General features: G+C 52.2%; 23 protein-coding genes and 1 tRNA gene. 6 read left to right on the forward strand and 18 right to left on the reverse strand.

Annotation, left to right across the window (positions count from 1 at the left end; all coding sequences use genetic code 11):
• Positions 1 to 105: 105 nt before the first annotated feature.
• Positions 106 to 2,103 (forward strand): bifunctional tRNA (5-methylaminomethyl-2-thiouridine)(34)-methyltransferase MnmC2/FAD-dependent 5-carboxymethylaminomethyl-2-thiouridine(34) oxidoreductase MnmC1, encoded by a 1,998-nt coding sequence (mnmC, locus tag AC2TE5_RS15830; RefSeq protein ID WP_484611978.1) that lies wholly within the window; start codon positions 106 to 108, stop codon positions 2,101 to 2,103.
• Positions 2,104 to 2,160: 57 nt separating this feature from the next.
• Here mnmC and AC2TE5_RS15835 read toward each other — a convergent pair whose 3' ends face one another.
• The 6 genes from AC2TE5_RS15835 to prmB are packed head-to-tail and all read right to left on the reverse strand — an operon-like array spanning position 2,161 to position 6,712.
• Positions 2,161 to 2,439, reverse strand: coding sequence for a YfcL family protein (locus tag AC2TE5_RS15835; RefSeq protein ID WP_029740204.1), 279 nt, complete (start codon positions 2,437 to 2,439; stop codon positions 2,161 to 2,163).
• 13 nt (positions 2,440 to 2,452) lie between these two features.
• Positions 2,453 to 2,998 carry an elongation factor P hydroxylase gene (locus AC2TE5_RS15840; protein ID WP_033146101.1) on the reverse strand — a complete coding sequence of 182 codons (546 nt, stop codon included), beginning with the start codon at positions 2,996 to 2,998 and terminating at the stop codon, positions 2,453 to 2,455.
• Positions 2,998 to 3,807, reverse strand: coding sequence for a sulfite exporter TauE/SafE family protein (locus tag AC2TE5_RS15845; RefSeq protein WP_121425240.1), 810 nt, complete (start codon positions 3,805 to 3,807; stop codon positions 2,998 to 3,000). Before AC2TE5_RS15845 ends, AC2TE5_RS15840 begins: the two co-directional genes overlap by 1 nt.
• The gene (gene mepA, locus AC2TE5_RS15850; RefSeq protein WP_024908935.1) at positions 3,807 to 4,631 is read right to left on the reverse strand and encodes a penicillin-insensitive murein endopeptidase; all 825 of its coding nucleotides are present in this window, start codon (positions 4,629 to 4,631) and stop codon (positions 3,807 to 3,809) included. The genes AC2TE5_RS15845 and mepA overlap by 1 nt, the downstream gene beginning before the upstream one ends.
• Positions 4,632 to 4,633: 2 nt before the next feature.
• The gene (aroC, locus tag AC2TE5_RS15855; protein ID WP_029742149.1) at positions 4,634 to 5,719 is read right to left on the reverse strand and encodes a chorismate synthase; all 1,086 of its coding nucleotides are present in this window, start codon (positions 5,717 to 5,719) and stop codon (positions 4,634 to 4,636) included.
• Between the two features lie 60 nt (positions 5,720 to 5,779).
• The gene (gene prmB / locus AC2TE5_RS15860; RefSeq protein WP_008502612.1) at positions 5,780 to 6,712 is read right to left on the reverse strand and encodes a 50S ribosomal protein L3 N(5)-glutamine methyltransferase; all 933 of its coding nucleotides are present in this window, start codon (positions 6,710 to 6,712) and stop codon (positions 5,780 to 5,782) included.
• Positions 6,713 to 6,857: 145 nt separating this feature from the next.
• On the opposite strand from prmB, the gene smrB reads away from it, so the two are divergent.
• Positions 6,858 to 7,409, forward strand: a complete 552-nt coding sequence (gene smrB / locus AC2TE5_RS15865) for an endonuclease SmrB (protein WP_032643455.1) — start codon at positions 6,858 to 6,860, stop codon at positions 7,407 to 7,409.
• Between the two features lie 46 nt (positions 7,410 to 7,455).
• Here the strand turns inward: smrB and sixA are convergent, their stop codons facing one another.
• From sixA to AC2TE5_RS15885, 4 genes are all read right to left on the reverse strand, one after another.
• The gene (gene sixA / locus AC2TE5_RS15870) at positions 7,456 to 7,941 is read right to left on the reverse strand and encodes a phosphohistidine phosphatase SixA (RefSeq protein WP_045330962.1); all 486 of its coding nucleotides are present in this window, start codon (positions 7,939 to 7,941) and stop codon (positions 7,456 to 7,458) included.
• Positions 7,942 to 8,150: 209 nt separating this feature from the next.
• Positions 8,151 to 10,298 carry a fatty acid oxidation complex subunit alpha FadJ gene (gene fadJ, locus AC2TE5_RS15875; protein ID WP_484611979.1) on the reverse strand — a complete coding sequence of 716 codons (2,148 nt, stop codon included), beginning with the start codon at positions 10,296 to 10,298 and terminating at the stop codon, positions 8,151 to 8,153.
• The gene (fadI, locus tag AC2TE5_RS15880) at positions 10,298 to 11,608 is read right to left on the reverse strand and encodes an acetyl-CoA C-acyltransferase FadI (protein ID WP_484611980.1); all 1,311 of its coding nucleotides are present in this window, start codon (positions 11,606 to 11,608) and stop codon (positions 10,298 to 10,300) included. Before fadI ends, fadJ begins: the two co-directional genes overlap by 1 nt.
• 236 nt (positions 11,609 to 11,844) lie before the next feature.
• Positions 11,845 to 12,129, reverse strand: coding sequence for a YfcZ/YiiS family protein (locus AC2TE5_RS15885; RefSeq protein ID WP_024907659.1), 285 nt, complete (start codon positions 12,127 to 12,129; stop codon positions 11,845 to 11,847).
• Between the two features lie 372 nt (positions 12,130 to 12,501).
• Between AC2TE5_RS15885 and fadL the strand changes: the two genes are divergently transcribed.
• Positions 12,502 to 13,782, forward strand: coding sequence for a long-chain fatty acid transporter FadL (gene fadL / locus AC2TE5_RS15890; RefSeq protein WP_484611981.1), 1,281 nt, complete (start codon positions 12,502 to 12,504; stop codon positions 13,780 to 13,782).
• 44 nt (positions 13,783 to 13,826) lie between these two features.
• On the opposite strand, the gene mlaA is transcribed toward fadL, so the two are convergent.
• The gene (gene mlaA / locus AC2TE5_RS15895; protein ID WP_213328125.1) at positions 13,827 to 14,579 is read right to left on the reverse strand and encodes a phospholipid-binding lipoprotein MlaA; all 753 of its coding nucleotides are present in this window, start codon (positions 14,577 to 14,579) and stop codon (positions 13,827 to 13,829) included.
• Positions 14,580 to 14,894: 315 nt separating this feature from the next.
• On the opposite strand from mlaA, the gene AC2TE5_RS15900 reads away from it, so the two are divergent.
• The 3 genes from AC2TE5_RS15900 (at position 14,895) to AC2TE5_RS15910 (ending at position 17,301) form a co-directional block, all read left to right on the forward strand.
• A complete protein-coding gene (locus AC2TE5_RS15900) occupies positions 14,895 to 15,824 on the forward strand; it encodes a formate/nitrite transporter family protein (protein ID WP_063145782.1) in 930 nt (309 codons plus the stop codon).
• A gap of 75 nt (positions 15,825 to 15,899) precedes the next feature.
• Positions 15,900 to 15,974: transfer RNA gene (locus tag AC2TE5_RS15905), tRNA-Arg, on the forward strand.
• A gap of 160 nt (positions 15,975 to 16,134) precedes the next feature.
• Positions 16,135 to 17,301 (forward strand): tyrosine-type recombinase/integrase, encoded by a 1,167-nt coding sequence (locus tag AC2TE5_RS15910; protein WP_039263250.1) that lies wholly within the window; start codon positions 16,135 to 16,137, stop codon positions 17,299 to 17,301.
• On the opposite strand, the gene AC2TE5_RS15915 is transcribed toward AC2TE5_RS15910, so the two are convergent.
• The 7 genes from AC2TE5_RS15915 to AC2TE5_RS15945 form a co-directional block, all read right to left on the reverse strand.
• Positions 17,286 to 18,125, reverse strand: coding sequence for a DUF4435 domain-containing protein (locus tag AC2TE5_RS15915; RefSeq protein WP_039263251.1), 840 nt, complete (start codon positions 18,123 to 18,125; stop codon positions 17,286 to 17,288). The genes AC2TE5_RS15910 and AC2TE5_RS15915 overlap by 16 nt on opposite strands.
• A complete protein-coding gene (locus tag AC2TE5_RS15920) occupies positions 18,118 to 19,515 on the reverse strand; it encodes an ATP-binding protein (RefSeq protein ID WP_039263252.1) in 1,398 nt (465 codons plus the stop codon). The genes AC2TE5_RS15915 and AC2TE5_RS15920 overlap by 8 nt, the downstream gene beginning before the upstream one ends.
• A gap of 554 nt (positions 19,516 to 20,069) precedes the next feature.
• Complete coding sequence (locus AC2TE5_RS15925) at positions 20,070 to 20,342, reverse strand: Ogr/Delta-like zinc finger protein (RefSeq protein WP_039263253.1); 273 nt, start codon at positions 20,340 to 20,342, stop codon at positions 20,070 to 20,072.
• Positions 20,343 to 20,619: 277 nt separating this feature from the next.
• Positions 20,620 to 23,307: a DUF927 domain-containing protein gene (locus tag AC2TE5_RS15930; RefSeq protein WP_039263254.1), complete on the reverse strand. Its 2,688-nt coding sequence runs from the start codon at positions 23,305 to 23,307 to the stop codon at positions 20,620 to 20,622.
• Entirely contained in the window at positions 23,304 to 23,714 is a 411-nt protein-coding gene (locus AC2TE5_RS15935) for a hypothetical protein (RefSeq protein WP_039263255.1), read from the reverse strand. The genes AC2TE5_RS15930 and AC2TE5_RS15935 overlap by 4 nt, the downstream gene beginning before the upstream one ends.
• Positions 23,704 to 23,943 (reverse strand): hypothetical protein, encoded by a 240-nt coding sequence (locus tag AC2TE5_RS15940; RefSeq protein WP_052206762.1) that lies wholly within the window; start codon positions 23,941 to 23,943, stop codon positions 23,704 to 23,706. The genes AC2TE5_RS15935 and AC2TE5_RS15940 overlap by 11 nt, the downstream gene beginning before the upstream one ends.
• The gene (locus AC2TE5_RS15945; RefSeq protein WP_082454935.1) at positions 23,940 to 24,512 is read right to left on the reverse strand and encodes a host cell division inhibitor Icd-like protein; all 573 of its coding nucleotides are present in this window, start codon (positions 24,510 to 24,512) and stop codon (positions 23,940 to 23,942) included. Before AC2TE5_RS15945 ends, AC2TE5_RS15940 begins: the two co-directional genes overlap by 4 nt.
• Positions 24,513 to 24,529: the final 17 nt, after the last annotated feature.

Genomic DNA, 24,529 nt, shown 5'->3' on the forward strand with positions numbered 1-24,529 from the left:
CACTTGTACGCCGAACAAGTCCGATCAGACATTTTCTGCGGAAATTTGCACCGATGGACTCACATCGTTAAGATCGTGCCACTGCCTGTCAGACGAGTAACTTACGTGAAACAAAACGCTATACAACCCGCCAACCTCGAATTCAACGCTGAGGGTACACCTGTTTCCCGAGATTTTGATGACGTCTATTTTTCTAATGATAACGGACTCGAAGAAACTCGCTATGTTTTCCTCGACGGAAACCAGCTCAGCACCCGCTTCCCGGAGCATTCGCGCAACCTGTTTGTGGTCGCGGAAAGTGGATTCGGCACCGGGCTGAATTTTTTAACCCTCTGGCAGGCGTTTAACCAGTTTCACGCTGCACACCCTGAGGCTACGCTACAAAGATTACATTTCATCAGTTTCGAAAAATTCCCGCTCACCGCGCATGACCTGCGGCTTGCCCATCAGCGCTGGCCGGAGCTTGCAGTCTGGGCAGAGCAGCTTCAGGCGCAGTGGCCGCCCCACATCGGCGGCTGTCATCGCCTGATTCTGGACGGCGGACGCGTCACGCTGGACCTCTGGCTGGGCGATATTAACGACCTGACCGATACGCTCGACGACTCGATGAATCAGAAGGTGGACGCGTGGTTCCTGGACGGCTTTGCGCCCGCCAAAAACCCGGACATGTGGAGCCAGCATCTGTTTAGCGCGATGGCGCGGCTGGCCCGTCCTGGCGCAACGCTTGCCACCTTCACCTCGGCAGGCTTTGTCCGCCGCGGGCTGCAGGAGGCGGGTTTTACCATGCAGAAGACCAAAGGCTTTGGCCGCAAGCGCGACATGCTGGTCGGCAGGATGGAACAGACGCTGGACGTTCCCGCTCAGGCGCCCTGGTTTGCACGCCGCGCCAGCGCAGCACGTGAGGTGGCGATAGTCGGCGGGGGGATCGCCAGCGCCCTGCTGTCCCTCGCGCTTCTCCACCGCGGCTGGCAGGTCACGCTCTACTGTGCTGACGATGCGCCAGCAAGCGGCGCGTCCGGCAATCGCCAGGGGGCGCTCTATCCGCTTTTAAGCGCGCACGACCCGGCCCTGTTCCGGTTTTTCCCGGCGGCGTTTACCTTCGCCCGTCGCCTGTACGACGCCCTGCCGGTGGCGTTTGACCATGACTGGTGCGGCGTGACGCAGCTCGGCTGGGATGAAAAGAGCCAGCAAAAAATCACGCAGATGCTGTCGCTGGGCCTGCCTGACGAGATTGCCCGCGCGGTAAGTGCACAAGAGGTGGCAGACACCGCTGGCGTGGAAACCGGCTGTGGGGGCATTCAGTATCCGCTCGGCGGCTGGCTGTGTCCGGCTGAACTGACCGCGGCGGTCATTGCCCTGGCGCAGTCGCGCGGGCTGACGGCGCATTATGCTCACACCGTTGAATCGTTGAGACGGACAGAACGCTGGAATCTGCGTTTTGCCGATGGCAAAGCGGCGAGCCATGCCTGCGTTGTGCTGGCAAACGGGCATAACATCAGCCAGTTTATCCAGACAGAAACGCTGCCGGTTTATCCGGTCGGCGGCCAGGTGAGCCATATTCCTTCCGCACCCGAACTGAGCAAACTGCGTCAGGTGCTGTGCTATGACGGCTATCTGACGCCGCAAAATCCGTCTAACGGCCATCACTGCATCGGGGCCAGCTACCATCGTGGCGAAACGGATATGCGCTACAGCGACGCGGATCAGGCGCAGAACCGCCAGCGCCTGATTGACTGTTTCCCAGATGCGGCGTGGGCGAAAGAGGTTGACGTCAGCGAGGGGGAAGCGCGCTGCGGCGTGCGCTGCGCCACCCGCGATCATCTGCCGATGGCGGGAAATGTGCCAGACTATGAGGCGACGCTTGAGGCCTATCAGGACCTTGCTGATAACCGGGATAATGCGGTAAGCGCGCCGGTTTATCCGGAGCTGTATATGCTGGGTGGATTAGGATCTCGCGGGCTGTGTTCCGCACCGCTGCTGGCAGAAGTGTTAGCCGCGCAAATGAGCGACGAGCCGATTCCGCTGGACAGGGTTACACTTGCTGGGCTGAATCCGAATCGCTTGTGGGTACGGAAACTGCTGAAGGGGAAGAAGGTTAAGTAGGGTGTGGCCTGGTGCCCTCACCCGTCCCTCTCCCCGTGGGAGAGGGTGGTGAAACACTTACTTCGCTTTCGCCTGCTGGAACAAAGTGTCCCACATGCCCAGCACCAGCGACTGGTCGCGCGGAGAGAGCTCCCCGGCCAAAATGGCTTTTTCCAGGCTGCGAGTGACTTCAGCGTGAACGGCATCGGCAGAGTGATCGTCACCCGCTTCCAGCTCGGCTACCGCGAGCGTCAGGTGACCACGCAGATAACCGCTGGCGAACAGCTCATCATCACTGGCGTGTTCCACCATGTCATCAATTAACGCCAGAATGCGTGATTCAAATTCTGCGATCATCTTCTTTCCTCTGTTAAAGATCTTCCGGCCAAGGGAAGCATTCCGCCGTGATAACCGGCGTGTGGTAATAATTCTGTAAGGCCTCGATCAGGCGTGCCGGACGTTCCGGGATGCCTTTCTCAAGATATTCCATCACCTGCGCATGCACACGGCGCTGGAAGACGATACGGTCTGGCTCGAAGTCGCCTTCGAGGTTGTCACAGCTCACGTTGAACGGGAAACCCGCCGCGACGCAGAATAGCCATTCCAGCGCCTGCGGCTTCACTTCCACATCCTCAAACTGCCCCTGCGTTGCGGCATCACGTCCATCCGGGCAGTACCAGTAGCCGAAGTCCACCAGCTCGCGCCGCGCTTTACCCGCAATGCACCAGTGTGAAATCTCGTGCAAGCCGCTGGCGTAAAAGCCGTGGGCAAAGACGATGCGGTTATACGGAACCTCTGCATCAGCAGGAAGATAGATCGGTTCGTCGTCGCCTTTAATCAGACGGGTATTAAAATCGTCAGCAAAACAGCCGTCGAAAATCTCAATCAGCTGTTCGTATTTATGCGTACTGTTCATTAGTGCATCCCCAACCAGGTGAGGATCTCCTGTCCATGGCTGTCATAAAGAAGTTTGGCGCTCATTACGGCCGAGACGATGACGATCATCGGGCGAATCAGTTTTTGTCCTTTGCTTAACACCAGACGCGAGCCCGCGCGCGCGCCCAGGAACTGCCCTGCCATCATCACAAATCCGGTTGCCCAGATGACCTTACCGCCGATGATAAACAGCAGCAGGCCGCCGACGTTTGAGGTCGCGTTGAGCACTTTGGCATGGGCAGTGGATTTGGCGAGGTTAAACCCGGCCAGCGTCACGAACGCCAGCGCATAAAATGAACCGGCCCCCGGCCCGAAGAAACCGTCGTAAAAACCCACACAGCCCCCGGCAATCAGCGCAAACGGCAGGCCGTGCAGACGACGCTGGCGGTCCTCTTCACCGAGCTTTGGCATCAGCAAAAAGTAGAGGCCAATGCAGATAACCAGAATCGGCAGGATCTGACGCAAAATATCAGACTGCACGTGCTGAACCAGCAGCGCACCTGAGGTCGAGCCGATAAAGGTCATCAGAATATTCAGCTTCTGATCGGCAAGGTTTACCACCTTACGCCGAATAAAGTAGAGCGACGCAGAGAGCGATCCGCCGCAGGCCTGAAGTTTGTTCGTGGCGAGCGCCTGGGCAGGGCTCATCCCCACCGCCAGCAGTGCCGGAACGGTCAGCAAACCGCCCCCGCCCGCCAGGGCATCGATAAAACCGGCTAACATCGCAACAAAAAACAGTGCCGCCAGCATCCACGGTGACACCATAAACAGATCGACGAAATTATCCATTAAAGTACATGCTCATCCAGTAGCGCCTGGCAGGAAGGCGGCAACGGAGGCGGTGTCTTCTTCTCAGGCTTAGAGGTTCCAGGTTTTGCCGGTTCAAACCAGCTTTGCAGTTCCGCACCGCAGCCATCGCCTGGCGGCGGTAGCGGCTGATCTTCACATTCCAGGCTATTTGCCGGGCAGCGCAGACGAACGTGCATGTGCGCACGATGCTGGAACCACGGGCGCACTTTGCGCAGCCAGTCGCGATCGGTTCCGGCATCCAGACAAAGCTGCTGCTTGATGGCCGGGTTAACGAAAATCCGCGTGACGTCGTTATCTTCCGCGGCCAGCTTGATCATGCTGGATACGTCCCGCGTCCACAGGGACGGCACAACGCGCTTACCGTCGCTCGCCACCAGATCCAGCGCCTGCGGTTTCAGTAGTTGGGCAGAGGTCCAGCGGGTTTTCGGCAGCTGCAGGAAGATATCGACATCCAGTCCGGTCTGGTGACTGGCGTGTCCACCGTTAAAGCGACCGCCGGCAGGCATCCCCATATCGCCAATCAGCATCGTGCCCAGCCCCAGGTTATGCACCTGGTTTCCCAGACGCTGGATGAACAGCACCAGATCCGGGTGGCCGAAATAACGTCGCTGATCGGTGCGCATCACCTGATAGGTATCAGACTGGAGAGGAAGCTCCTGGGCACCGACGATACAGCCGTTGGAAAAGGCGCCAATGGACTGCGCGCTCCCCGCCACCGGGTGGGTGATTTTTTGCCATGGCGTCGCGGCCAGACTGGCTCCACTGGCAAGCAGCGCCAGCAGAGCAATTGCGGTTTTTTTCATGTTTACCAGCGTGGAATGGTGGTCGTCACATCCGCATTCTGCGCGCGCTGGCGCAGGAAGTGATCCATCAGCACGATCGCCAGCATCGCTTCAGCGATCGGCACCGCGCGGATCCCCACGCACGGATCGTGACGACCTTTGGTGATCATCTCAACTTCTTCGCCATCGCGGTTAATCGTGTGGCCCGGCACGGTGATGCTGGAGGTCGGCTTCAGCGCGATGTTGGCAACAATCTGCTGCCCGCTGCTGATACCGCCCAGGATGCCGCCCGCATGGTTGCTCTGGAAGCCCGCCTTCGTGATTTCGTCGCGGTTCTGACTGCCGCGAAGCTGAACCACGTCAAAGCCGTCGCCAATCTCTACGCCCTTCACCGCGTTGATGCTCATCAGCGCGTGGGCAATGTCGGCGTCGAGACGGTCAAATACCGGCTCGCCCCAGCCAGCCGGGACGCCATCGGCCACCACGGTGACTTTCGCCCCAATAGAGTCGCCCTCTTTTTTCAGGCCGCGCATCAGTTCGTCCAGCGCCTCCAGCTTGTCGGCATCGGCGCAGAAGAACGGGTTTTGTTCAACCTGATCCCAGTCTTTGATCGCCAGCGGAATGTCGCCCATCTGGGTCAGACAGCCGCGAATGACGATGCCAAACTTCTGCTGCAGGTATTTCTTAGCAATCGCCCCTGCCGCCACGCGCATCGCGGTTTCACGCGCGGAAGAACGCCCGCCGCCGCGATAGTCGCGGAAGCCGTACTTTTGTTCGTAGGTGTAGTCGGCGTGGCCCGGACGGAAGACGTCTTTGATGGCGCCGTAGTCCTGGGACCGCTGATCGGTGTTTTCGATCAGCAGACCAATGCTGGTCCCGGTGGTGCGGCCTTCAAAGACGCCGGAAAGAATTTTTACCTGGTCCGGCTCGCGACGCTGCGTGGTGTAGCGAGAGGTGCCCGGACGACGACGGTCGAGGTCGTGCTGTAAATCGGCTTCGGTCAGTTCGATGCCTGGCGGTACGCCATCAACGATACAGCCCAGCGCCAGCCCGTGCGACTCGCCAAAGGTGGTCACGCGGAATAACTGTCCAATACTGTTTCCTGCCATCACGGCTCCGATATTGTTGTTTGTGTTTGAGCGTTGTGAAACGGGCCGAAGCCCGCTGGATTAATCTTTATAGATGCTGAAGTGTTCGCGCGCGTCGAGCAGCTGCGCTTTGGTCAGCATAAAGACGCCGTCACCGCCGTTGTCGAACTCAAGCCAGGTGAACGGCACATCCGGGTACTGCTCTATCAGATGTACCATGCTGTTGCCCACTTCACAAATCAGAACGCCGTCGTCGGTCAGATAATCGGGCGCGCAGGCCAGAATGCGGCGCGTCAGCTTCAGGCCGTCAGAGCCTGACGCCAGACCCAGCTCCGGCTCGTGACGGTATTCGTTCGGCAGATCGGACATGTCTTCCGCATCGACGTACGGCGGGTTGGTGACGATCAGATCGTACTGCAGCGTCGGCAGATCGCGGAACAGGTCAGAGCGAATTGGCGTAACGTGATGGATCAGGCCGTGCTCTTCAATGTTGTGCTCGGTCACGGCCAGCGCGTCGGTGGAGATATCGACGGCGTCCACTTCCGCTTCAGGGAAGGCGTACGCGCAGGCGATGGCGATGCAGCCGCTGCCGGTACACATATCCAGAATGTGCTGCGGCTGATGGCCGATCAGACCTTCAAAGTGGTTGTTGATCAGCTCGCCAATCGGCGAGCGCGGCACCAGCACGCGTTCATCGACATAGAACTCGTGGCCGCAGAACCAGGCTTTGTTGGTCAGGTAGGCGACCGGAATGCGCTCGTTCACGCGGCGGATCACGCGCTCAACGATGCGGTGTTTTTCGCTGGAGGTCAGGCGCGCGGTGCGCATGTCTTCCGGGATATCCAGCGGCAGGTAAAGGGACGGCAGCACCAGCTGCACGGCTTCATCCCACGGGTTATCGGTACCGTGACCGTACCAGATATTGGCGGCGCTGAAGCGGCTAACCGACCAGCGCAACATGTCCTGTATGGTATGCAGCTCGTTTACTGCTTCATCGACAAATATTTTATCCACTCTTTCCTCCAGGGCATGCTCGCATAATTTTCGGCGGCTAGTTTGCCATGAAGACGGCGATAAATCAGCAATGACGCGTCTCGCTTGAGGTTAAAAAATGCGTTTAGTCGGGTACACTGTCGGAAATACGAGATGAGAATGACGAATGAAAAAGAAAACATCGCTCAGCGAGGAGGATCAGGCGCTCTTCCAACAGCTAATGACCGGGACGCGTAAAATCACGCAGGACACCATCGTCCATCGCCCGCAGCGTAAAAAAATCAGCGAAGTACCGGTCAAACGCCTGCTGCAGGAGCAGGCGGATAACAGCCACTATTTTTCAGATGAATTTCAGCCGCTGCTCAATACGCAGGGGGCTGTAAAATACGTGCGCGAAGACGTCAGCCATTTTGAGCTGAAAAAGTTACGTCGCGGAGATTATTCGCCGGAGCTGTTTCTCGATCTGCACGGTTTAACGCAGATGCAGGCAAAACAGGAGCTGGGGGCGTTGATCGCTGCCTGTCGCCGTGAACATGTTTTCTGCGCCTGCGTGATGCATGGCCACGGTAAACATATCCTCAAACAACAGACGCCGCTATGGCTGGCTCAGCATCCACACGTGATGGCTTTTCATCAGGCACCCAAAGAGTACGGCGGAGATGCCGCATTGCTGGTGTTGATTGAAGTGGAAGAGTGGCAGCCGCCAGAGTTGCCCTGACAGAATGGCGGGAAGCACATTGCACCCCGCCATATCGCACGTCACGTCAGATCGCTTTTGCCATCTTCAGGTTGCACGGACTCATTTGCCAGTTGAAGACACCTTTGCCCGTTTCGTCGAGAGAAACATTGGCAATAGCGGATGTCGTGAACATCGGCGGGGTCTCGCCTGGGCACAGCTCAGATACCAGATAGCCAACCAGTGGCAGGTGGGAAATGACCAGCGCGGAAGCGACACCTTCATTGCACAGCGCCTGAAGATAAGCGCTGACAAGGCCTACATCGCCACATGGGGTGAGTTCAGGGAGAACATCCACACTGGATGGCAGGTTCATACACTCCCCTACCACGTCCAGCGTCTGTTCTGCACGCAGGAACGGACTCACCAGAACGCGTTCGATGTCCACTTTTTGACCGTTAAGCCAGGTCGCCATCAGACGAGATTCGTCGCAGCCACAGACAGTCAAAGGACGTACTGAGTCACTGGCGGCATCGAGTGCCGCGTCGCCGTGACGCATGATAAAAACTTGCATATTGCACCGCTTTTGTTAACCAGAATCACCGGCGTTAGCTACCCGCGATAAATGCTGCGAGGTAGAAAACCCGATGGTCGGGCATTGTGCCTGATCCATTCGGTGAATGAAACGCTGTTTTTTACCTCAATGGCGTAAGTATAGTCAATCTCTGTTTACAAAATCGCCAGAACAGGTTCATTCACTTCAGGATTTACCCTTCTTTGACCTCAGCTTACGAGGACAGTTTCCCTTGCAGGCCAAAATGTCTGGCCGCGTTCCGCCATCTGCAATAATTCGTCACACGGTGTAAACCGTGGACCATATTGCGAAGCCAGACGTTGCAGGATAGCAACCACTTCACCCGCGCCGAGCGTATCCATGTAACGGAACGGACCGCCAAGGAACGGCGGGAAACCAATGCCAAATACCGCGCCGATGTCACCATCGCGTGCGCTCTTGATCACCTGTTCACCAAAGCAGCGCGCCGCTTCATTGAGCATCATCATCACGCAGCGCTCAGCGCACTGAACGGCGGACAGTTTTCCCTGACCGGTGGTCGAAATAAGCCCATAAACCGAAGGGTCGACCTGTTTCTTGCTTTTACGCCCTTTCGCGCCGTAAAGATAGAAACCGCGTTCATTTTTTCTGCCTTTGCGATCGTCCTTCAAAATCGCAGAAACAATGTTTGCAGGTGGGCTAAAACGATCGCCATAGGCGGCTTCCAGCACTGGTATAATTTTAGTGCCGGTATCTATTCCCACCTCATCCAAAAGTTGGATTGGGCCAACGGGGAAACCAAACTTTACCAATGCTTCGTCGACGTGCTCGATTTTCTCGCCTTCCGTCAGCAACCGCATTGCTTCATTAATGTAGGGAGCCAGAATGCGGTTAACGTAGAAGCCGGCTTTATCTGCTACCACGATCGGCGTTTTACCCTGCTTCTTCGCAAGCTTGACTACCGTAGCGATGGTTTGCGGACTGGTGGCCGCATGCGGAATCACTTCCACCAGCGGCATTTTTTCGACCGGGCTAAAGAAATGCAGTCCGATCACCTGCTCCGGACGCTCGGCTTTCGCCGCGATATCGCCAATGGGTAATGACGACGTATTGGAGGCAAAAATGGTATGCGGGGCGCAATGTTGCTCAACGTCTGCCACCATCTGCTGCTTAAGCGTCAGATCCTCAAACACGGCTTCAATCACCAGATCGCGGTGCGCAAAACCGCTGTAATCCGTGGTACCGGAAATCATCGACAGGGTTTTATCACGCTCGCTTGCCTTGATATGGCGGCGTTTGACCTTTTGATCAAGGTTCTGCCAGCTGTACTGCAGCGCGTGGTTGATCCCCTTAGGATTAATGTCTTTGATTCGTACAGGTAATTTGCCTTTGCTGGCGGTAACAAAAGCGATACCGCCGCCCATGAGCCCCCCGCCCAGTACGCCAATGGCACGCAGCGGCACAGATTCTGCCTCGCTGCCGGGATCTTTTTTCACGTCCGTGCTGGCGAAGAAGATGCTGCGCAACGCCTGAGACTGCGGCGTCATCGCCAGTTCGCCAAAGGCTTTAGCTTCAGCCGCATAGCCGCTGCTGCTGCCCTGCGACAGCCCGGTTTCGATCACGTCGAGGATCCGCTTTGCCGCCGGGTAATTGCCTTTGGTTTTTTGTTCGGTCTTTTTGCCCACCATGCTGAACAGGAACGTTCTCCCCAGCGGGCCGGCCAGCACGCGCTCACGTACCGGCAGAGGACGTTTTGCCTGACGCCCTTTCAGCGCAAGCTCAACGGCGGCCTCCAGCAAAATGGACTGCGGCACAACGTCATCGACCAGACCGGCTTTCAGCGCCTGACGGGCGCGCAGCTGTTTACCGGTTAAGATCATCTCCAGCGCCGTGCTGACGCCCACCAGGCGCGGCAGTCGTTGCGTTCCACCGGAGCCTGGCAGCAGGCCCAGCTGCACTTCCGGCAAACCCAGAATGGTTTTCGCATCGTCAGTACAAATCCGGCTGTGACAGGCAAGCGCCAGCTCTAGCCCGCCGCCCAGACAGGCGCCGTGGATCGCGGCAATGACCGGGATCGGCAGGCCGTTGATCTCCGCCATCACCTGCTGGCCCTGACGCGCCAGCTCTTCGGCTTCCAGGGCGCTTTGCGCCCGGGCGATCATGTTGATATCGGCCCCGGCGATAAAGTTATCCGGCTTGGCAGAGATAAACACCAGACCACGAATGGCTTTGTTGTCGCGGATCTGCTTTAGCATCGCGCGCACCTGAACACCAAATTCGGCCTTCAGGGTATTCATCTTTTCATCAGGCACATCAATAGTGATAACGGCCACGTTATCGAGGCGAACCGTCAGATTAAATGCAGATGGCATATCCATTATTCAGCCTCCAGAACCATTGCTGCGCCAAGGCCACCCGCAGCACAGGCGGTAACAAGGCCAAACCCGCCGCCACGGCGACGGAGTTCATGTAATGTTTGTGTGATCATCCTCGCCCCTGTGGCGGCAAACGGATGACCATAGGCGATAGAGCCGCCCAGCACGTTGAATTTACTCTGATCCACTTCGCCCGTGGCGTGGGCGCGGCCCAGCACATCGCGCGCGAAACGCTCGCTTGCCAGCAGCTGTACGTTTGCCAGGGTTTGCGCGGCAAACGCTTCGTGCATATCAATCAGGGTTAAATCAGCCAGCGTCAGCCCCGCGCGCTCCAGTGCCAGCGGCGTGGACCACGCCGGACCTAACAGCATGTCCTGCCAGACATCAATGGCGGTGAAAGCATAGCTGCGTAAATACCCCAGGGGAGTGATGCCCAGCTCCTTCGCGCGGGATTCGGTCATCAGGATCACGGCGGCTGCGCCATCCGTCAGCGGCGTGCTGTTCGCCGCCGTCACCGTGCCGTGCTTGCGGTCAAACGCCGGGCGCAGCTTTGCGTAATCCGCCAGCGTCGAGGTGCCGCGAATATTGTTATCTTCCGCGAGCGGTTCACGGTAAGGCGGGATGTAAGCCGTCATCACCTCGTCGGCAAGTTTGCCTTCCGACCAGGCCTTCGCAGCGAGCTGGTGCGAACGATGCGCCAGGGCATCCTGCTGTTCACGGGTAATGCCATACGTTTTAGCCATCTGCTCGGCGGTATCGCCCATGCGCAGGCCGGTGGAGTATTCCGCGACGGCAGGTGGTACAGGCGTGAGGTCGCGCAGGCGTAAACGTGAGAAGAGTTTGAGTTTCTGCCCCATCGTGCGGGCTTTATTGGCATCCACCAGGATGCGCGCCAGCTTTTTACTGACCCCAATCGGCAGCACCGAAGAGGAGTCCGCCCCACCCGCAATCCCGGCGCGAATTGTGCCCGCCATCAGGCTTTCGGCGACGTTAGCCACGGCCTGGAAACTGGTCGCACAGGCGCGGCTGACGCTGTAGGCATCGGTATGCACGTTCATCCCGGTACCGAGGACGATTTCACGCGCAATGTTGGGGGCTTCTGGCATCTGCACAACCTGACCGAACACCAGCTGTTCAATGACCTCAGGCGGAATTTCGCTGCGAGCCAGCATCTCCCCCACTACCATTTTCCCCAGGTCGACGGCCGGTATGCCATGAAACGCCGTTGCCTGACGCGCAAATGGCGTGCGCAATCCACTGACGATGGCAATGCGATCGCCCTGACGGGTAATAAGCGGTAATGCCTGACTCATAACACTCCCCTGTAAAAAATTTTCTCAAACATAAAGTGGTCTGACCTGATAATAGTCTTAACCATTTTTTTACATTCAGCCAATCGGGGAAACGAAAAAGTGCGAGCTAAGGCACAGAGAAGAAAAAGAAAATGCCCCAAGGAAAAAGCAAAACGGTAACCCGTAGGTTACCGTTTTTAGTGTTTGCACCCTCTCCAGTGGGAGAGGGTCGGGGTGAGGGCATCAGGCCGCAGAGATTAACGCAGACCGAGCTGGAAAATCAGCGTTTCAGCTTCACAGGCGAAGACAAAGTCGATGTCCAGCTTCACGCCGCCTTCCACTTCGGTAAAGGTAGACTTGATTTCACACGGATCGGATTCAACATCACGCGCACGCTTGCTCAGTGCGGTCAGGGTCTCTTCCGCTTCGGCGCGGTTGGTGAATACGCGGCTGTAAGAGGCGGTGCAATCGGTGTTGTCCATGATGGTCCCAACATCCATACAGCAGCAAACCGGGGTTTCATCAGCACTGCATTTACTCATAGCTCAATTTCCTCTGTATTCGCGCAGCGCGCGAGATAAACACGATGCTGCTATTTTACGCCCCGGCGCGGGCTCTCTCCAGCCGTTAATGGCGCAAAATCGGATAAGTGACCAATATCACACTAAAAAATGATCTAAAACAAAAACCACCCTTTTGGGTGAGTCGCGATGGTCACAATTTTGCCAACCAGATCTCGTTTCACGAAACATGTTTGAAAATATTAATAAACAAACTTGCAACATTCAGGCTGGTCAGACCTATACTCTGGCCACTGGTCTGATTTGTCTGTCATACCTCAGACCCTACACTTCGCGCTCCTGTTACGGTATGTAACAATTATTGAATAAAAATAACTCAATGAGGTTATGGTCATGAGCCAGAAAACCCTGTTCAACAAGACTGCGCTGGCAGTCGCAGTGGCACTCGTCTCCACTTCCGCCTGGTCAGCGGGCTTTCAGTTAAACGAATTTTCTTCCTCTGGCCTTGGCCGTGCGTATTCCGGGGAAGGCGCTATTGCTGATGATGCAGGTAACGCGAGTCGTAACCCTGCATTGATCATGATGTTTGATCGTCCGACTTTCTCTGCCGGTGCGGTGTATATCGATCCTGATGTCAATATTTCCGGCAAGTCACCTTCAGGTGCGAGCCTTAAAGCGGACAATATTGCCCCAACAGCATGGATCCCGAACCTGCACTTCGTTGCGCCTATCAACGAACAGTTTGGCTGGGGGGCATCCGTAACGTCTAACTACGGTCTTGCTACCGAGTTCAATAACAACTATCCGGCAGGTGAATACGGCGGTAAAACAGACCTTACTACGCTGAACCTTAACCTGAGCGGTGCGTATCGCCTGAACGATAGCTGGAGTTTTGGTCTGGGCTTTGATGCCGTCTATGCTGATGCCAAAATCGAACGTTATGCCGGGGAACAGACTGCTCGCCTGCCAAAAAACAGCAATAAAATTGCCAGTCTTGAAGGTGATGAGTGGGGCTATGGCTGGAACGCCGGTATCCTGTACGAGCTGGACAAAAACAACCGCTGGGGCCTGACCTATCGTTCCGAAGTGAAAATTGACTTCGACGGCGATTACAAGAGCGGCATCCTGACGCCTGTGAACAATCTGGTTCCAGGTGCGGGCACCACCATCCCTTGGGGAACGTCCAACCAGACCGTTCCAGGTTCACTGTCACTGCATTTGCCAGAAATGTGGGAAGTCTCCGGTTACAACCGCGTTGCACCACAGTGGGCCATTCACTACAGCCTGGCCTATACCAGCTGGAGCCAGTTCCAGGAGCTGAAAGCGACCGGAACCAATGGTCAAACGCTGTTCTATAAGGACGAAAGCTTCCACGACGCCTATCGTATTGCGTTGGGTACCACCTACTACTACGACAAAAACTGGACTTTCCGCTCCGGTATCGCATTTGACGACAGCCCGGTTCCGGCAGACAAACGTTCCATTTCCATTCCGGATCAGGACCGCTTCTGGTTAAGTGCTGGCGCGACCTATGCGTTGAACGAGAATGCTTCCATCGATGCGGGCGTATCTTATATGCACGGTCAGAAAGTGACGTTCAAGGAAGGTCCGTACGAGTTTACCTCTGAAGGTAAAGCCTGGCTGTTCGGTACGAACTTCAACTACGCGTTCTAATTGTGCTGAAATCAAAAAAGGTGAGCATTGCTCACCTTTTTTATTTATTCCGAATCGATGTCTTTTAGTTCGTTTTCGATCGCCTTCGCGTTTGGATTCTCTTCCGGCTTCAGCTTACCGCCGTTGGCAATAAAGTCATGATTCTGGAAGTACGCTTCACGTACCATAATGTACGGGTCAGAAGACTGGCGCAGCAGACCATCAGAGTCGAGCAGTTGCGCGCGGGTTTCAATCCCTTCCACCGTCCATTTACCCACCGACAGCGGCCAGGTCAGCCATGACAAGACCGGATACAGGGTATCCGCCATATCGCCGCCATCATCACGGAGGGTAAAACTACCGTAGAACGGTAAATGCATGTACGGACCATACCCGACGCCGTAGTGCCCCATCGTGCTGCCGAAACGGTGCGGCTGTTCACGCTGCAGTTTCGGGTTAGCCATACCAGCAACATCAATAAAGCCCCCCATCCCCAGAATGGAGTTCAGGAAGAAGCGGGTAAAGTGGACCATCCCCTGATACGGGTCGCCCTGCAGGAAGTAGTTCACCATTACCGCAGGTTCTTCAAGGTTGCTGGTAAAGTTACTTAACCCGTTACGCGCAGGTTGTGGAACATAATCGCGCCATGCTACTGCCACCGGACGAACCACATACGGGTCCAGTACGTTGTAGTTGAAGCTATACATTGAGCGGTTAAATCCTTCGAGAGGATCGGAGCGTCCCGTTTGCTCACCGGAGCTGGCGCAGCCCACAAGCATCGTCGCGCCAAGCGCAAGCGCCGACAGCCGAAGTTTCATAAATATCTCCCTGTTCAGTATGGCTATCGTTGATTGCCATCCGTAACGGAGCCGTTGACGCTCCGTCTGTAAACGTGCAAGCGATTGTAACAGCACGTTTACCGATGTCTATGAGCACAATTACGGGCAGTAACCACCGTGACTCTGATCTCAGCATAGCCTGGCTTTTGGAATTCGTTTCGCTGGCAATTTTATAATGACTTTGAAAGAGATGTATCACCTTTGTTGTCATTGCCGCCAATTTAAGAGCATCCCCACAGGCATCCCGATAAAAGCCGCTACGCTTAACAGAAAGATCAACCTCCGGGAGCAAATATGAAAGACGTGGGCGAAGAAAAAATTGGCGAGAACAATGAGGATCTTGAAATTGAAAGCGAGGAGAAAGCGCGCGGCGAGAAGATAGAAATTGATGAAGATCGCCTCCCCTCCCGCGCGATGGCCATCCACGAACATATCCGCCAGGATGGCGAAAAGGAGATGGAGCGCGACGCGATGGCCCTCTTCTGGTCAGCCATCGCTGCCGGGCTCTCTATGGGCGCGTCACTGCTCGCAAAAGGGATATTTCATGTGCAGCTGGAAGGCGTGCCCGGCGGATTTTTACTGGAGAACCTCGGCTATACCTTCGGCTTTATTATCGTCATCATGGCCCGCCAGCAGCTGTTTACCGAAAACACGGTGACCGCCGTGCTGCCGGTGATGCAAAACCCCACCCTCGGCAATTTCGGTTTATTGATGCGGCTTTGGAGCGTGGTCCTGCTGGGTAATATTATCGGCACGGGGATCGCAGCATGGGCGTTTGAATATATGCCGATCTTTGATGAACCCACCCGGGATGCGTTTGTGAAAATTGGCATGGATGTGATGAAAAACACCCCGATCGAGATGTTCTCAAATGCCATCATCTCCGGCTGGATTATCGCCACGATGGTCTGGATGTTTCCTTCAGCGGGGAGCGCCAAAATTGTGGTGATCATATTGATGACGTGGCTGATTGCGCTGGCGGACACCACGCATATTGTGGTCGGTACCGTGGAAATCCTCTATCTGGTCTTTAACGGTACGCTTCACTGGAGCGATTTTTTCTGGCCGTTCGCCCTTCCGACACTGGCGGGAAACATCTGCGGCGGAACGTTTATCTTTGCGCTGTTAAGCCATGCCCAAATCCGCAACGACATGTCGAACAAACGCAAAGCTGAGCTTAAGGCACGGGAAAATGATGATAAATCGACAAAAAAATCGACCTGAACGGTGACTCTTTGAGCAGTCAGGCGGCAATGCGCTTAACCCAAAGTGTAAATAGAGCTATACTCGTGCCGCCTCGTCCCCTTAGTTAAATGGATATAACGAGCCCCTCCTAAGGGCTAGTTGCAGGTTCGATTCCTGCAGGGGACACCATGATTACATCTCAGCAAGTCTAATAACTTCCATAACTCACTGATTTAAATCCTAATCACTAATCTTGTTCGTCCAGTAAAGTGCCATTATTTCTGATAGAATCTATACATCTTTGCGTATAAGATTGTGTATAACTGAGTTCGATCTTTTTTCTATACACATGCTGCTATCTGACATTCAAATAAAACGAGCAAAACCAAAGGATAAGCCCTATACGTTGAACGATGGCATGGGGTTGTCACTTCTTATCGACACATCAGGCAGTAAAGGTTGGCGTTATCGCTACCGCTTTGCAGGCAAGCCGAAGATGATTTCCTTTGGCGTGTACGGTGATGTATCGCTTGCACAGGCGCGTGCTAAACGTGACGAAGCTCGTTCGATGTTGGCCAAAGGGGTCAACCCCAGTGAAGCCAGAAAGGCAGAAAAAATTGCGTTACAGTTTGCTCATGCTAACAGCTTTGAATCTGTAGCGAGGGAATGGCACGCATCCAAAACGGCAACCTGGTCTAAGGGCTACGCAAATGAAGTTCTTAACTGCATGGAAAAGGATATTTTCCCGTTCATCGGCCAACGTCCAATCGAACAAATCGAACCTTTGGAGCTGCTCACCGTTCTGCAAAAGATCGAAAAAAGAGGTGCGCTTGAGCAAACCAGCAAAATACGTCGCCGCTGCGGTGAAGTTCTAAGATATGCAGTCGCTACCGGGCGAGCAAAGTACAACTTTGCCCCTGATTTGGCGATCGCACTTAGCAAACCTAAAACTCAACACTTCCCGTTTCTGACTGAAAGCGAGTTGCCTGAATTCGTCAATGCTCTGGACAGCTATAAAGGTAGTTTAGTAACCAAATACGCCACGCAGCTGTTAATGCTAACTGGCGTACGAACGATTGAACTACGTGCAGCGGAATGGGTTGAGTTTGATTTCGATAATGCTTTATGGGAGATCCCCAAAGAACGGATGAAGAAACGTCGCCCTCACCTAGTTCCGATGCCTATTCAAGCAATAAGTATCTTGAAAAAGCTGCAAGAAATAACAGGAAAATATAACCTTGTTTTTCCAGGACGAAACGACGTTAGAAAACCAATGAGCGAAGCCAGTATCAACAAAGTAATAAAGCTACTTGGCTATCATGGCCGTTTAACCGGTCACGGCTTTAGACATACCATGAGCACTATTTTGCATGAACATGGTTTTGAGAGTGCTTGGATAGAATTGCAACTTGCGCATGTTGATAGGAACTCTATTCGAGGTACTTACAATCATGCGCAATACTTAACCCAAAGAAAGTCAATGCTTCAATGGTATGCAGATCATCTTAACCTCTGAATAAGCAGTTCTATGTCATCAATAAAAGCAAGTAGCATACGTTGCAACGCCTCGGCATCTTGAAAACTCTTCATACCTTTATACTCTTTCACAGCACTAGACATTAGCTCTACAAAATCATGTCCTCTTATACATAATCTAGGATCACAATCTAATTTACCTAACCATTCATTAAAAGATCGAATGAATTCGCCATTTCTAGACTTTAATCCAAATGAAATAAGATTCTTATTAATATAACTAACATAGTCAAATATCAAACTATCACTTGGTGACGATAGCGATTTTCTTATATCACACCAATTACCATTTATCCCTAAAGATCGGTCTGTAAGTTTGATACTATAAAGTTGTTTCAAAACATTTAAAAAAGACACATAAAACTGCGGCCAATTTTTAATCTTGCTATTAGAAATATCAACTAAAATTACTTTTATTAATTGCTCTGAAAAAAAATACATCTCAAGAGAACTATAATCAGTCCAGACAAGTTGGGGGATATCTTCAATTGCGTCAAACCAATGATCCAAGTCTTTATCCACTAAACATTTATAATTATCGCATTGCAATTCTTCAAGCTCTTTCGCCAACGCAATTACTCTTTGTTTATTCCCTTCTGTTAGCCCATACTTTTCAAGTATTTCATATGGGATGTCAACACTATCAATTTCATATGAAACGATATTTTTCTCTAATTTTTTTTCGCACCAAGAATTTAATGCAAGCTTATCAAAATCGCCCTCAACATAGATATCACGCAGTGAAGGCTCAACAAAATATCGAGTTTTAATATCTTCAATAGATCTTCTTGGTAAATCAGCCATTTTGATTTTCCAGTTTAGCAACTCTTTTACGATGTTGAGAAATTATCTCCAAAGAATGCGAAGCAAAAATAAACTGAATGTTTGCTTCATTTGTAATATCAAGTAACGAGTTAATTATTATTCGTTGCCATTTTATATTTAGTGATATCTCAGGCTCATCAATCATGAATATACTAGGAGTATCCCTAGCAACTAAAACATAGCAAAACAGTAATAGCAACTGCTGTTCACCAGAGGATAACTGAGCAGGTGTCAGTTCATCTCCAAATTTATTAACAATCAGAAACCCTTGGCTTAACTTAAATTGAATCTCTTTATCAGTTAACAACTCATTAATCGTTGAAATAAATTTATCTAATATTTTATAAATAGAACGAACACCAGCTAAACGCCCATCTAAACTTTCAATATATGGTTTTAAAAGTTCGGCTGAAAGTGCTTTTTGTGATGAGGAATCTGTAGAAAGGACATATTGAAACTCAGTCATATCTAAAAAAGATGTTAATTCGTATTTTGCTAGTTCAAATGTTTCTTTCCCAATAGAAATTAAATTATTTTTAAGGCTATCAATATCAGCATCGACTATTAGTGTGCTCCCTTGATTTGTGCTTGAGCCAAGCTGTTTCAAAATCCTTACATATGTGGAGTGTACATTATCAGTCCCAATATTCGTACCCTGAACGGCTTTACGCGCAATCCATTTAGTTGCAGCACTCATAGCCTGACTTAATGCAATCTCTCTTGACCTTAAAACTAAGTCCTGGATTCGCTTTGGCGTTCCCATCTTAACAGCTCGCCTCAGCTCTACTTCATCATCAGGATCACTGATAGTGTCCCCATCTAACCTTCTATCAGCATCCAAGATAAAGGTAATTGGTGTAATTGATTTCAAAGTTTCAATATATAAACGTTGACTAGTGACTTTCCTTAAAGGATCTTTATTTTGATGTCTTTTGTTTTCAATTATAATATTTTCATACGGCCCACCTTCACGAACATACACAACTTCATCATCTATTACGAGTCTTCTTACCTCATTCTGACCAGGACTTCTAACCCATCTAGCAATTATGTTTCCTTTATGAGATATCTCCATTGTCAGGGAAGCATTCTCAGTGTTAAAACTTTCATGCTTAGCAGTTAATGTGTGTCCAGAAGTTAACTCAATTTTTAGAAGATCAAACTTGATACTTGAAAGTGCAGTTCTATGCCCATTTTGATTTGAGGGGGAAAGCATATGGAAAGCTAACCGAAGCAATGTACTTTTACCCACCCCGTTATCACCATATAAAATTACGGCACTGTTATTTAACTTTTCCTCATCCAAGTTATAAGTATATAACCCAAACAACTTTTCGATATGTATAGATTTAATCAGATACTGATTCATATTCTTCCTTGTTTATTCTTTGAATAACTTTACCATCTATAAGGTGATACATAATCACCCCTCTCAAATTATTTTAAGAAGCGAAGATTTAACTTAATTTCTTAATCTCATGCATATGATTCATGATGCTCCCAGCCAAACAGACGAGGTGAATTCATCAACAAAGATACTCAAAACAACAAAAAAAGTAAAACTACCAAAATCGCACTACACCGCACCCGCCTGCGGTTTTCAGATCGCAAAAATTTTTCAGTTGGGATTTTTTACAAATGATAGCGCCAGACCGCGCTACAACTGGGGATTTACAGCGAGCAGGAAACTGAAAAGAGTGAAAAGAATTTCAGCTTTTTTCAGTTTAGCTTCACTCCAACATCGTAACCACTAGAATTAAGCTATTGATATTAAAGACATATAAAATTTTAGGTGAGATTTTTCATGATAACTGACGGCACACCTAAAATTTAACAATCTGATTATTATAGATATTTTTCCTTAAGCAGCTGAAATTTAATGAACCGAAGCCGGGAAAATTTTAGTGACTCCCGGCGTGCCGTTCACTGGTTCTCTTTGGCTGCCAACAGGAGTTCTAACGCTTTTTGTCGCTCGTCCGGTGGCAGGGCATCCATTAGCTCTTTAATCCGTCCCTGGCCGCTCAAAGCGCTGGGACTAATCGTGTGTGAGAAGGAAACGTTCATCACAAACGTATGCCCACACTCTACGTTAGAGCAATAACAGTACACATCTGATAATTTGGGGTGCTTTCGGTTTGTTTTCCTCACCGTTGCCGCAGACATACACTCCGGGCAGTAAATTTTCATCACTCGCATAGCTAAACCTCTGTTGCCTGCCAGAAGAAGGGATTTTGGTTCCTTTCCTCTTGTTCTGAACGTGTAACACTGGTAACACGTGTAACATCTTTGATTTAATTGAAATTAATCTGTTACCAGTGACCTAAATAAAGAGGTAACGCGTGGTAACACACTGATTTTTGTTACCACTGTTACCAGTGGCTATTTCTGACTGGTAACAGTGGCAAGCCTTGCCGTCACTGCCTGTTACCTCTGTTACCAGTGTTACCTCATAAAAATAAGACTCACGCGATTACTATTCGGGATCAGTGCTACCCAATACTTGCGTATTAAACTGGTACACACGCTTAAGCCCTATTTCTGGAAGGCGAACGCTGTTTTGCGTTCTCCCATCCTCCCCGGCTTTCAGCCAGCCCGCCTCAACACACAATCTGGCCACCTTTCGTGAATCGAACCCTTTACAAATTTCTTTCCAGCCAGATGGCAATACGTAGAAGGTCACAGTGGATTCTGTCACGTTGTCGCCCTTGTCCACTTTCCTGAACCCCATCATCGACAGTGGGCGGTTCCTGTCGTCGTGCCAGTCAGCAAAGCGGCTGAACTGGTTACGTGTCATATAATCCCTGACCTGCTCCAGTGCGGTTTTATCCTCCTGGTTCGCGGTATGCCCACGATCAGCCATCCATGAGGCAAGACAACACTCAGCAGCCCTGAACGCCTCACCTTCAGGCCATCCGGTTATCCCGGCTTGTGTGGCAAGTTCCCCAGCCATAGCAACCAGCGCAAAACGGGTAACGGCGCGCCCAACCTGATTTCCTGCATCCGCTGGGGTCAACCTGCGGGTGTAGTCCTTCAGCAGCGCTTTCGCCTGGCTGGTCAGTTCCTGGAGATCGGCTGTCAGACAATGCAGCCAGTCGCGGAAGGGTGAGCCATGATAATGAATAACGGCGTGTTCCAGATGCTCCGCCAGCGCTTTACCACCACTAAAGCCGTGCAACTCCTCAAATACTCCATGCTTGCCTGAATCACTCGGGATCTGGATCATGCGTACTTCAACCCCGGCGTAGGTTCGCTCTCCGGCACTGGCGGCGTGCTCGACCAGTGACAGCTCCCCCGTGGAAAGAAACAACAAATTCCAGCGGTTTGTTTCCCGTACCGAACCATCAGTTCGGGCACGGGCTTTGCCCTGGCCGTTCGCCAGCATGTAGGCAATATTCCCCGCCTCTCTGCCATCCACCTCGCGGATTTCATCAAGCATCAGTGTGGCATCATTGCGGCGGCTGGCCGTTCCTTCCAGCGCGTTCCCGGTAGCACGCCATGTATGCCAGAAATCCGTACCACCGCACACCGAAGCAGCCACTTTCATGGTCGTGGTTTTACCGTCTGTAGATTCACCTTTCAGGTGATAACCGCCGCCACCTATGCCAACCAGCTTCAGAAGCGGCGCGGCGAATGCCAGGCTTACGGCAAAGGCCAGTCGGGCATTATTGACGCAATAGCGACCTATATTTTCCCGCCATTCTTCCGTGGTGCCCGTAACACGAAAATCACGCCCCTGAACGCTGGAAGTCTGGAGAATGACAGACTGTGACTCTCTGCCGATCACTTCATCCTGAAGAACATAAACGCCGCCATGCCAGCCTGTTTTATTCACGCAGGTCACTTTTCTGTCGGGCTTGCACAGGGAGATGTATTCCATCAGGTGCGCTCTGGCCATCCCGTTGATATTGATATAAGAAAGCCCATTGACCAGCAGTACGCGCCGCAGTTCCTCCCCGCTACCACCCAGCATTTCCATCGGCATTGCCCATTTTCGGCTAATGCCGTTGGTGTCCTCCCATTCCAGCAGACGGCCATAATTACTGCCGTCAGCATCGCTGGTGATAGCAGTCACACGCAGTGGACTGCAAATCTTGATATTGCGGATCTCAGTGTCACCATCTGATTTGTTCACCAGCTTGTCATACCACAAATATTCTTTCGTGAGCCTGAACCCCTGCGGTAATCTGGTTTGCCCTTTTCCGTGCAACGTCATTTCCTCCCGGAAGGCTTCACGCGCCCTTTCCTTCCCGGTTTCCTGGCGATAATCATCCCAGTCGGCTTTATGACGTACCGGAGGCAGAGTTACCCAACCATCTACGGCTTTCGCCGCTTTTTCAGCCCATACCCGGCCAGTGTTCTCTTTCCCGTCAACAAGATCGTTATCTCCAGCCAGGATAATCCGGGTGTCAGGCCATCGAATGCGGATTTGCTCAGCAACCTTTACCAAATTTGTGGCCGCAATAGCTGCAACGATCCAACCTTCAGCCAGGAGGCTGACCGTCAACGCAGTGGCATATCCTTCAGTGATAATGACCTGTTCCGGAGCATCAGACGGAACATCAGCCACGGCAATAAAAGCACCTGACAGCTGACTGCCGGGTAAAAGACTTTTATCACCATCGGAGTTAATAAGCTGACCGCCTGTAACATTCCCGGTGATGTCAGTTAAAGGCAGCAGCAGCGACCCGGCTGGAAAAGACATCCCCGCCAGATTGATGGCGGCAGTAAGAAGCGGTAAAGAGTAACCCTGTAATCCCTTTTCGGTCAGATAGGCTGATTCACCGTTTTGAGACAGCTTTTTAAGTTTCTGATAGCGGTCTGCCCCGGTCTCTTTTCCCCCCGTCTTTTTCCTGGCTGGCATAGCGGGTTTATCCTGTACTTCAGGCAATGCCAGTACCTCAGAGACCATTCCCGCGACCTCCTTCACTGAGCGCCCAGTCACCAGACGGACTAAATCAAGGCCATCGCCATTGCCGCACTGATTACAGAACCATGTTCCGCGCCCTTCTTTGTCATCAAGACGAAAGCGATCTTTTCCGCCGCAGGCCGGACAGGCACCGTGGCGTCGGGCGGAAGGAACCTTAATCCCTAACGAGGATAGGATGTGTGGCCAGCGCCCGTTTGCTGCCCCCGAAACCGCAGATACAGACTGAACTTTCATAACAGTACCTCCCCGACTCCCGCAGTGGTAATGCTGAAACCAGGAGGTACTTCTCCATCTGGCGCACCGAAAACGATGTCCCGGTACACTTCACGTAGCTCAGAAACACCAAATGCGGAAAGACGGATATTTTCAGCCATGTAACCAGGTGACAGCATTCGCTCCAGAACGTCACACGCCAGACGATGCCCCTCTTCATGGCCGAATTCGTTAATCCAGGGCGCTTCAATGTGATAAAGAATATTCATGGCTACACGATCAGGTGTCAGCTCGATACGCTCGCCATCCTCGATATACACAGCTTCCCCATTAATCCGCAGCATCAGGGAGATATAGGCGTCAGCAATGCAGGAGCGCAGAAATGCCGCCCGAAATTCTGTTGAGTTGATCCCGATATTAGCGTGCATCGCTTTCTCCTTTCATGGTGCTGGTTTCCTTCACTACGCCTTCCAGCTGTTCTGCAATACATGCCATTAGCGCTGCGGCACCTTCAGCAGAAATCGTTTTTGTTCCGCTCATTACAGGCATTGAAAGAATTTCGGCAAGAAACTCGCTGGCCTGAGCTACTCGTAAAAGACGGCTTTCGCCCGCTTCAGACAAGGTGCAACCATGTTTAGTGATAGGTAAATGGCTCATGCGTTCACCTCCCCGAAATTGTTCATCGGAATACGTGCGGCGAAACTCAGTACAAAATCAGCAGCGAGTTTCATGCGGGCAGCACGCTCGCATGTTGCAACAGTACGCACAGCGAATGGTCGCGCGGCACAGTCAGAACGGCGAACAGCGAGAAATACAAAGGTAAATTGGGGGTGAGACAAAGCAGGGATCGTAGCCATGGCGGCAATCTCCGTTAGATAGCGGGTAACGCTACCACCGGAGTTCCTACGCTCATGGGTGGTAGCCCAGACGGGGGTAGGAATACCGGCTCTAACGGATACCGGCCAGCCCGAAAGCTGCCCCGCCTGGACTACCATAATTTGGATGATGTGGCGTAAATAACGAATAGATACGGTTAACCACCACACCATAAAATAAGGGTGAGTCAAAGCTACGACACAAAAAAACACGCCTGGCGCGTGTTGTGTCGCCGTTAGATTACTCGGGTTCCTACGCCCGGTTGCCGATTTTGCGGCAACGCTGTGAATATAGCCCGAGCAATTAGCATGGCGCAAGAATTTTATAACCGAATCTTGTGTGTTGAACATAAAGATAAACCTAGGCA

This window comes from Enterobacter sp. N5-15, assembly GCF_057221635.1.

Excerpts from the sequence above, each read along its gene's own strand:
- AC2TE5_RS15930 (WP_039263254.1), bottom strand. The coding sequence starts at position 23,307 with ATGAAAGTTCAGTCTGTATCTGCGGTTTCGGGGGCAGCAAACGGGCGC.
- fadJ (WP_484611979.1), bottom strand. The coding sequence starts at position 10,298 with ATGGATATGCCATCTGCATTTAATCTGACGGTTCGCCTCGATAACGTG.
- AC2TE5_RS15915 (WP_039263251.1), bottom strand. The coding sequence starts at position 18,125 with ATGGCTGATTTACCAAGAAGATCTATTGAAGATATTAAAACTCGATAT.
- aroC (WP_029742149.1), bottom strand. The coding sequence starts at position 5,719 with ATGGCAGGAAACAGTATTGGACAGTTATTCCGCGTGACCACCTTTGGC.
- AC2TE5_RS15885 (WP_024907659.1), bottom strand. The coding sequence starts at position 12,129 with ATGAGTAAATGCAGTGCTGATGAAACCCCGGTTTGCTGCTGTATGGAT.
- sixA (WP_045330962.1), bottom strand. The coding sequence starts at position 7,941 with ATGCAAGTTTTTATCATGCGTCACGGCGACGCGGCACTCGATGCCGCC.
- AC2TE5_RS15945 (WP_082454935.1), bottom strand. The coding sequence starts at position 24,512 with ATGTTCAACACACAAGATTCGGTTATAAAATTCTTGCGCCATGCTAAT.
- fadI (WP_484611980.1), bottom strand. The coding sequence starts at position 11,608 with ATGAGTCAGGCATTACCGCTTATTACCCGTCAGGGCGATCGCATTGCC.
- AC2TE5_RS15835 (WP_029740204.1), bottom strand. The coding sequence starts at position 2,439 with ATGATCGCAGAATTTGAATCACGCATTCTGGCGTTAATTGATGACATG.
- AC2TE5_RS15845 (WP_121425240.1), bottom strand. The coding sequence starts at position 3,807 with ATGGATAATTTCGTCGATCTGTTTATGGTGTCACCGTGGATGCTGGCG.
- AC2TE5_RS15900 (WP_063145782.1), top strand. The coding sequence starts at position 14,895 with ATGAAAGACGTGGGCGAAGAAAAAATTGGCGAGAACAATGAGGATCTT.
- AC2TE5_RS15940 (WP_052206762.1), bottom strand. The coding sequence starts at position 23,943 with ATGAGCCATTTACCTATCACTAAACATGGTTGCACCTTGTCTGAAGCG.
- fadL (WP_484611981.1), top strand. The coding sequence starts at position 12,502 with ATGAGCCAGAAAACCCTGTTCAACAAGACTGCGCTGGCAGTCGCAGTG.
- AC2TE5_RS15925 (WP_039263253.1), bottom strand. The coding sequence starts at position 20,342 with ATGCGAGTGATGAAAATTTACTGCCCGGAGTGTATGTCTGCGGCAACG.
- mlaA (WP_213328125.1), bottom strand. The coding sequence starts at position 14,579 with ATGAAACTTCGGCTGTCGGCGCTTGCGCTTGGCGCGACGATGCTTGTG.
- smrB (WP_032643455.1), top strand. The coding sequence starts at position 6,858 with ATGAAAAAGAAAACATCGCTCAGCGAGGAGGATCAGGCGCTCTTCCAA.
- AC2TE5_RS15935 (WP_039263255.1), bottom strand. The coding sequence starts at position 23,714 with ATGCACGCTAATATCGGGATCAACTCAACAGAATTTCGGGCGGCATTT.
- AC2TE5_RS15840 (WP_033146101.1), bottom strand. The coding sequence starts at position 2,998 with ATGAACAGTACGCATAAATACGAACAGCTGATTGAGATTTTCGACGGC.
- AC2TE5_RS15910 (WP_039263250.1), top strand. The coding sequence starts at position 16,135 with ATGCTGCTATCTGACATTCAAATAAAACGAGCAAAACCAAAGGATAAG.
- AC2TE5_RS15920 (WP_039263252.1), bottom strand. The coding sequence starts at position 19,515 with ATGAATCAGTATCTGATTAAATCTATACATATCGAAAAGTTGTTTGGG.
- mepA (WP_024908935.1), bottom strand. The coding sequence starts at position 4,631 with ATGAAAAAAACCGCAATTGCTCTGCTGGCGCTGCTTGCCAGTGGAGCC.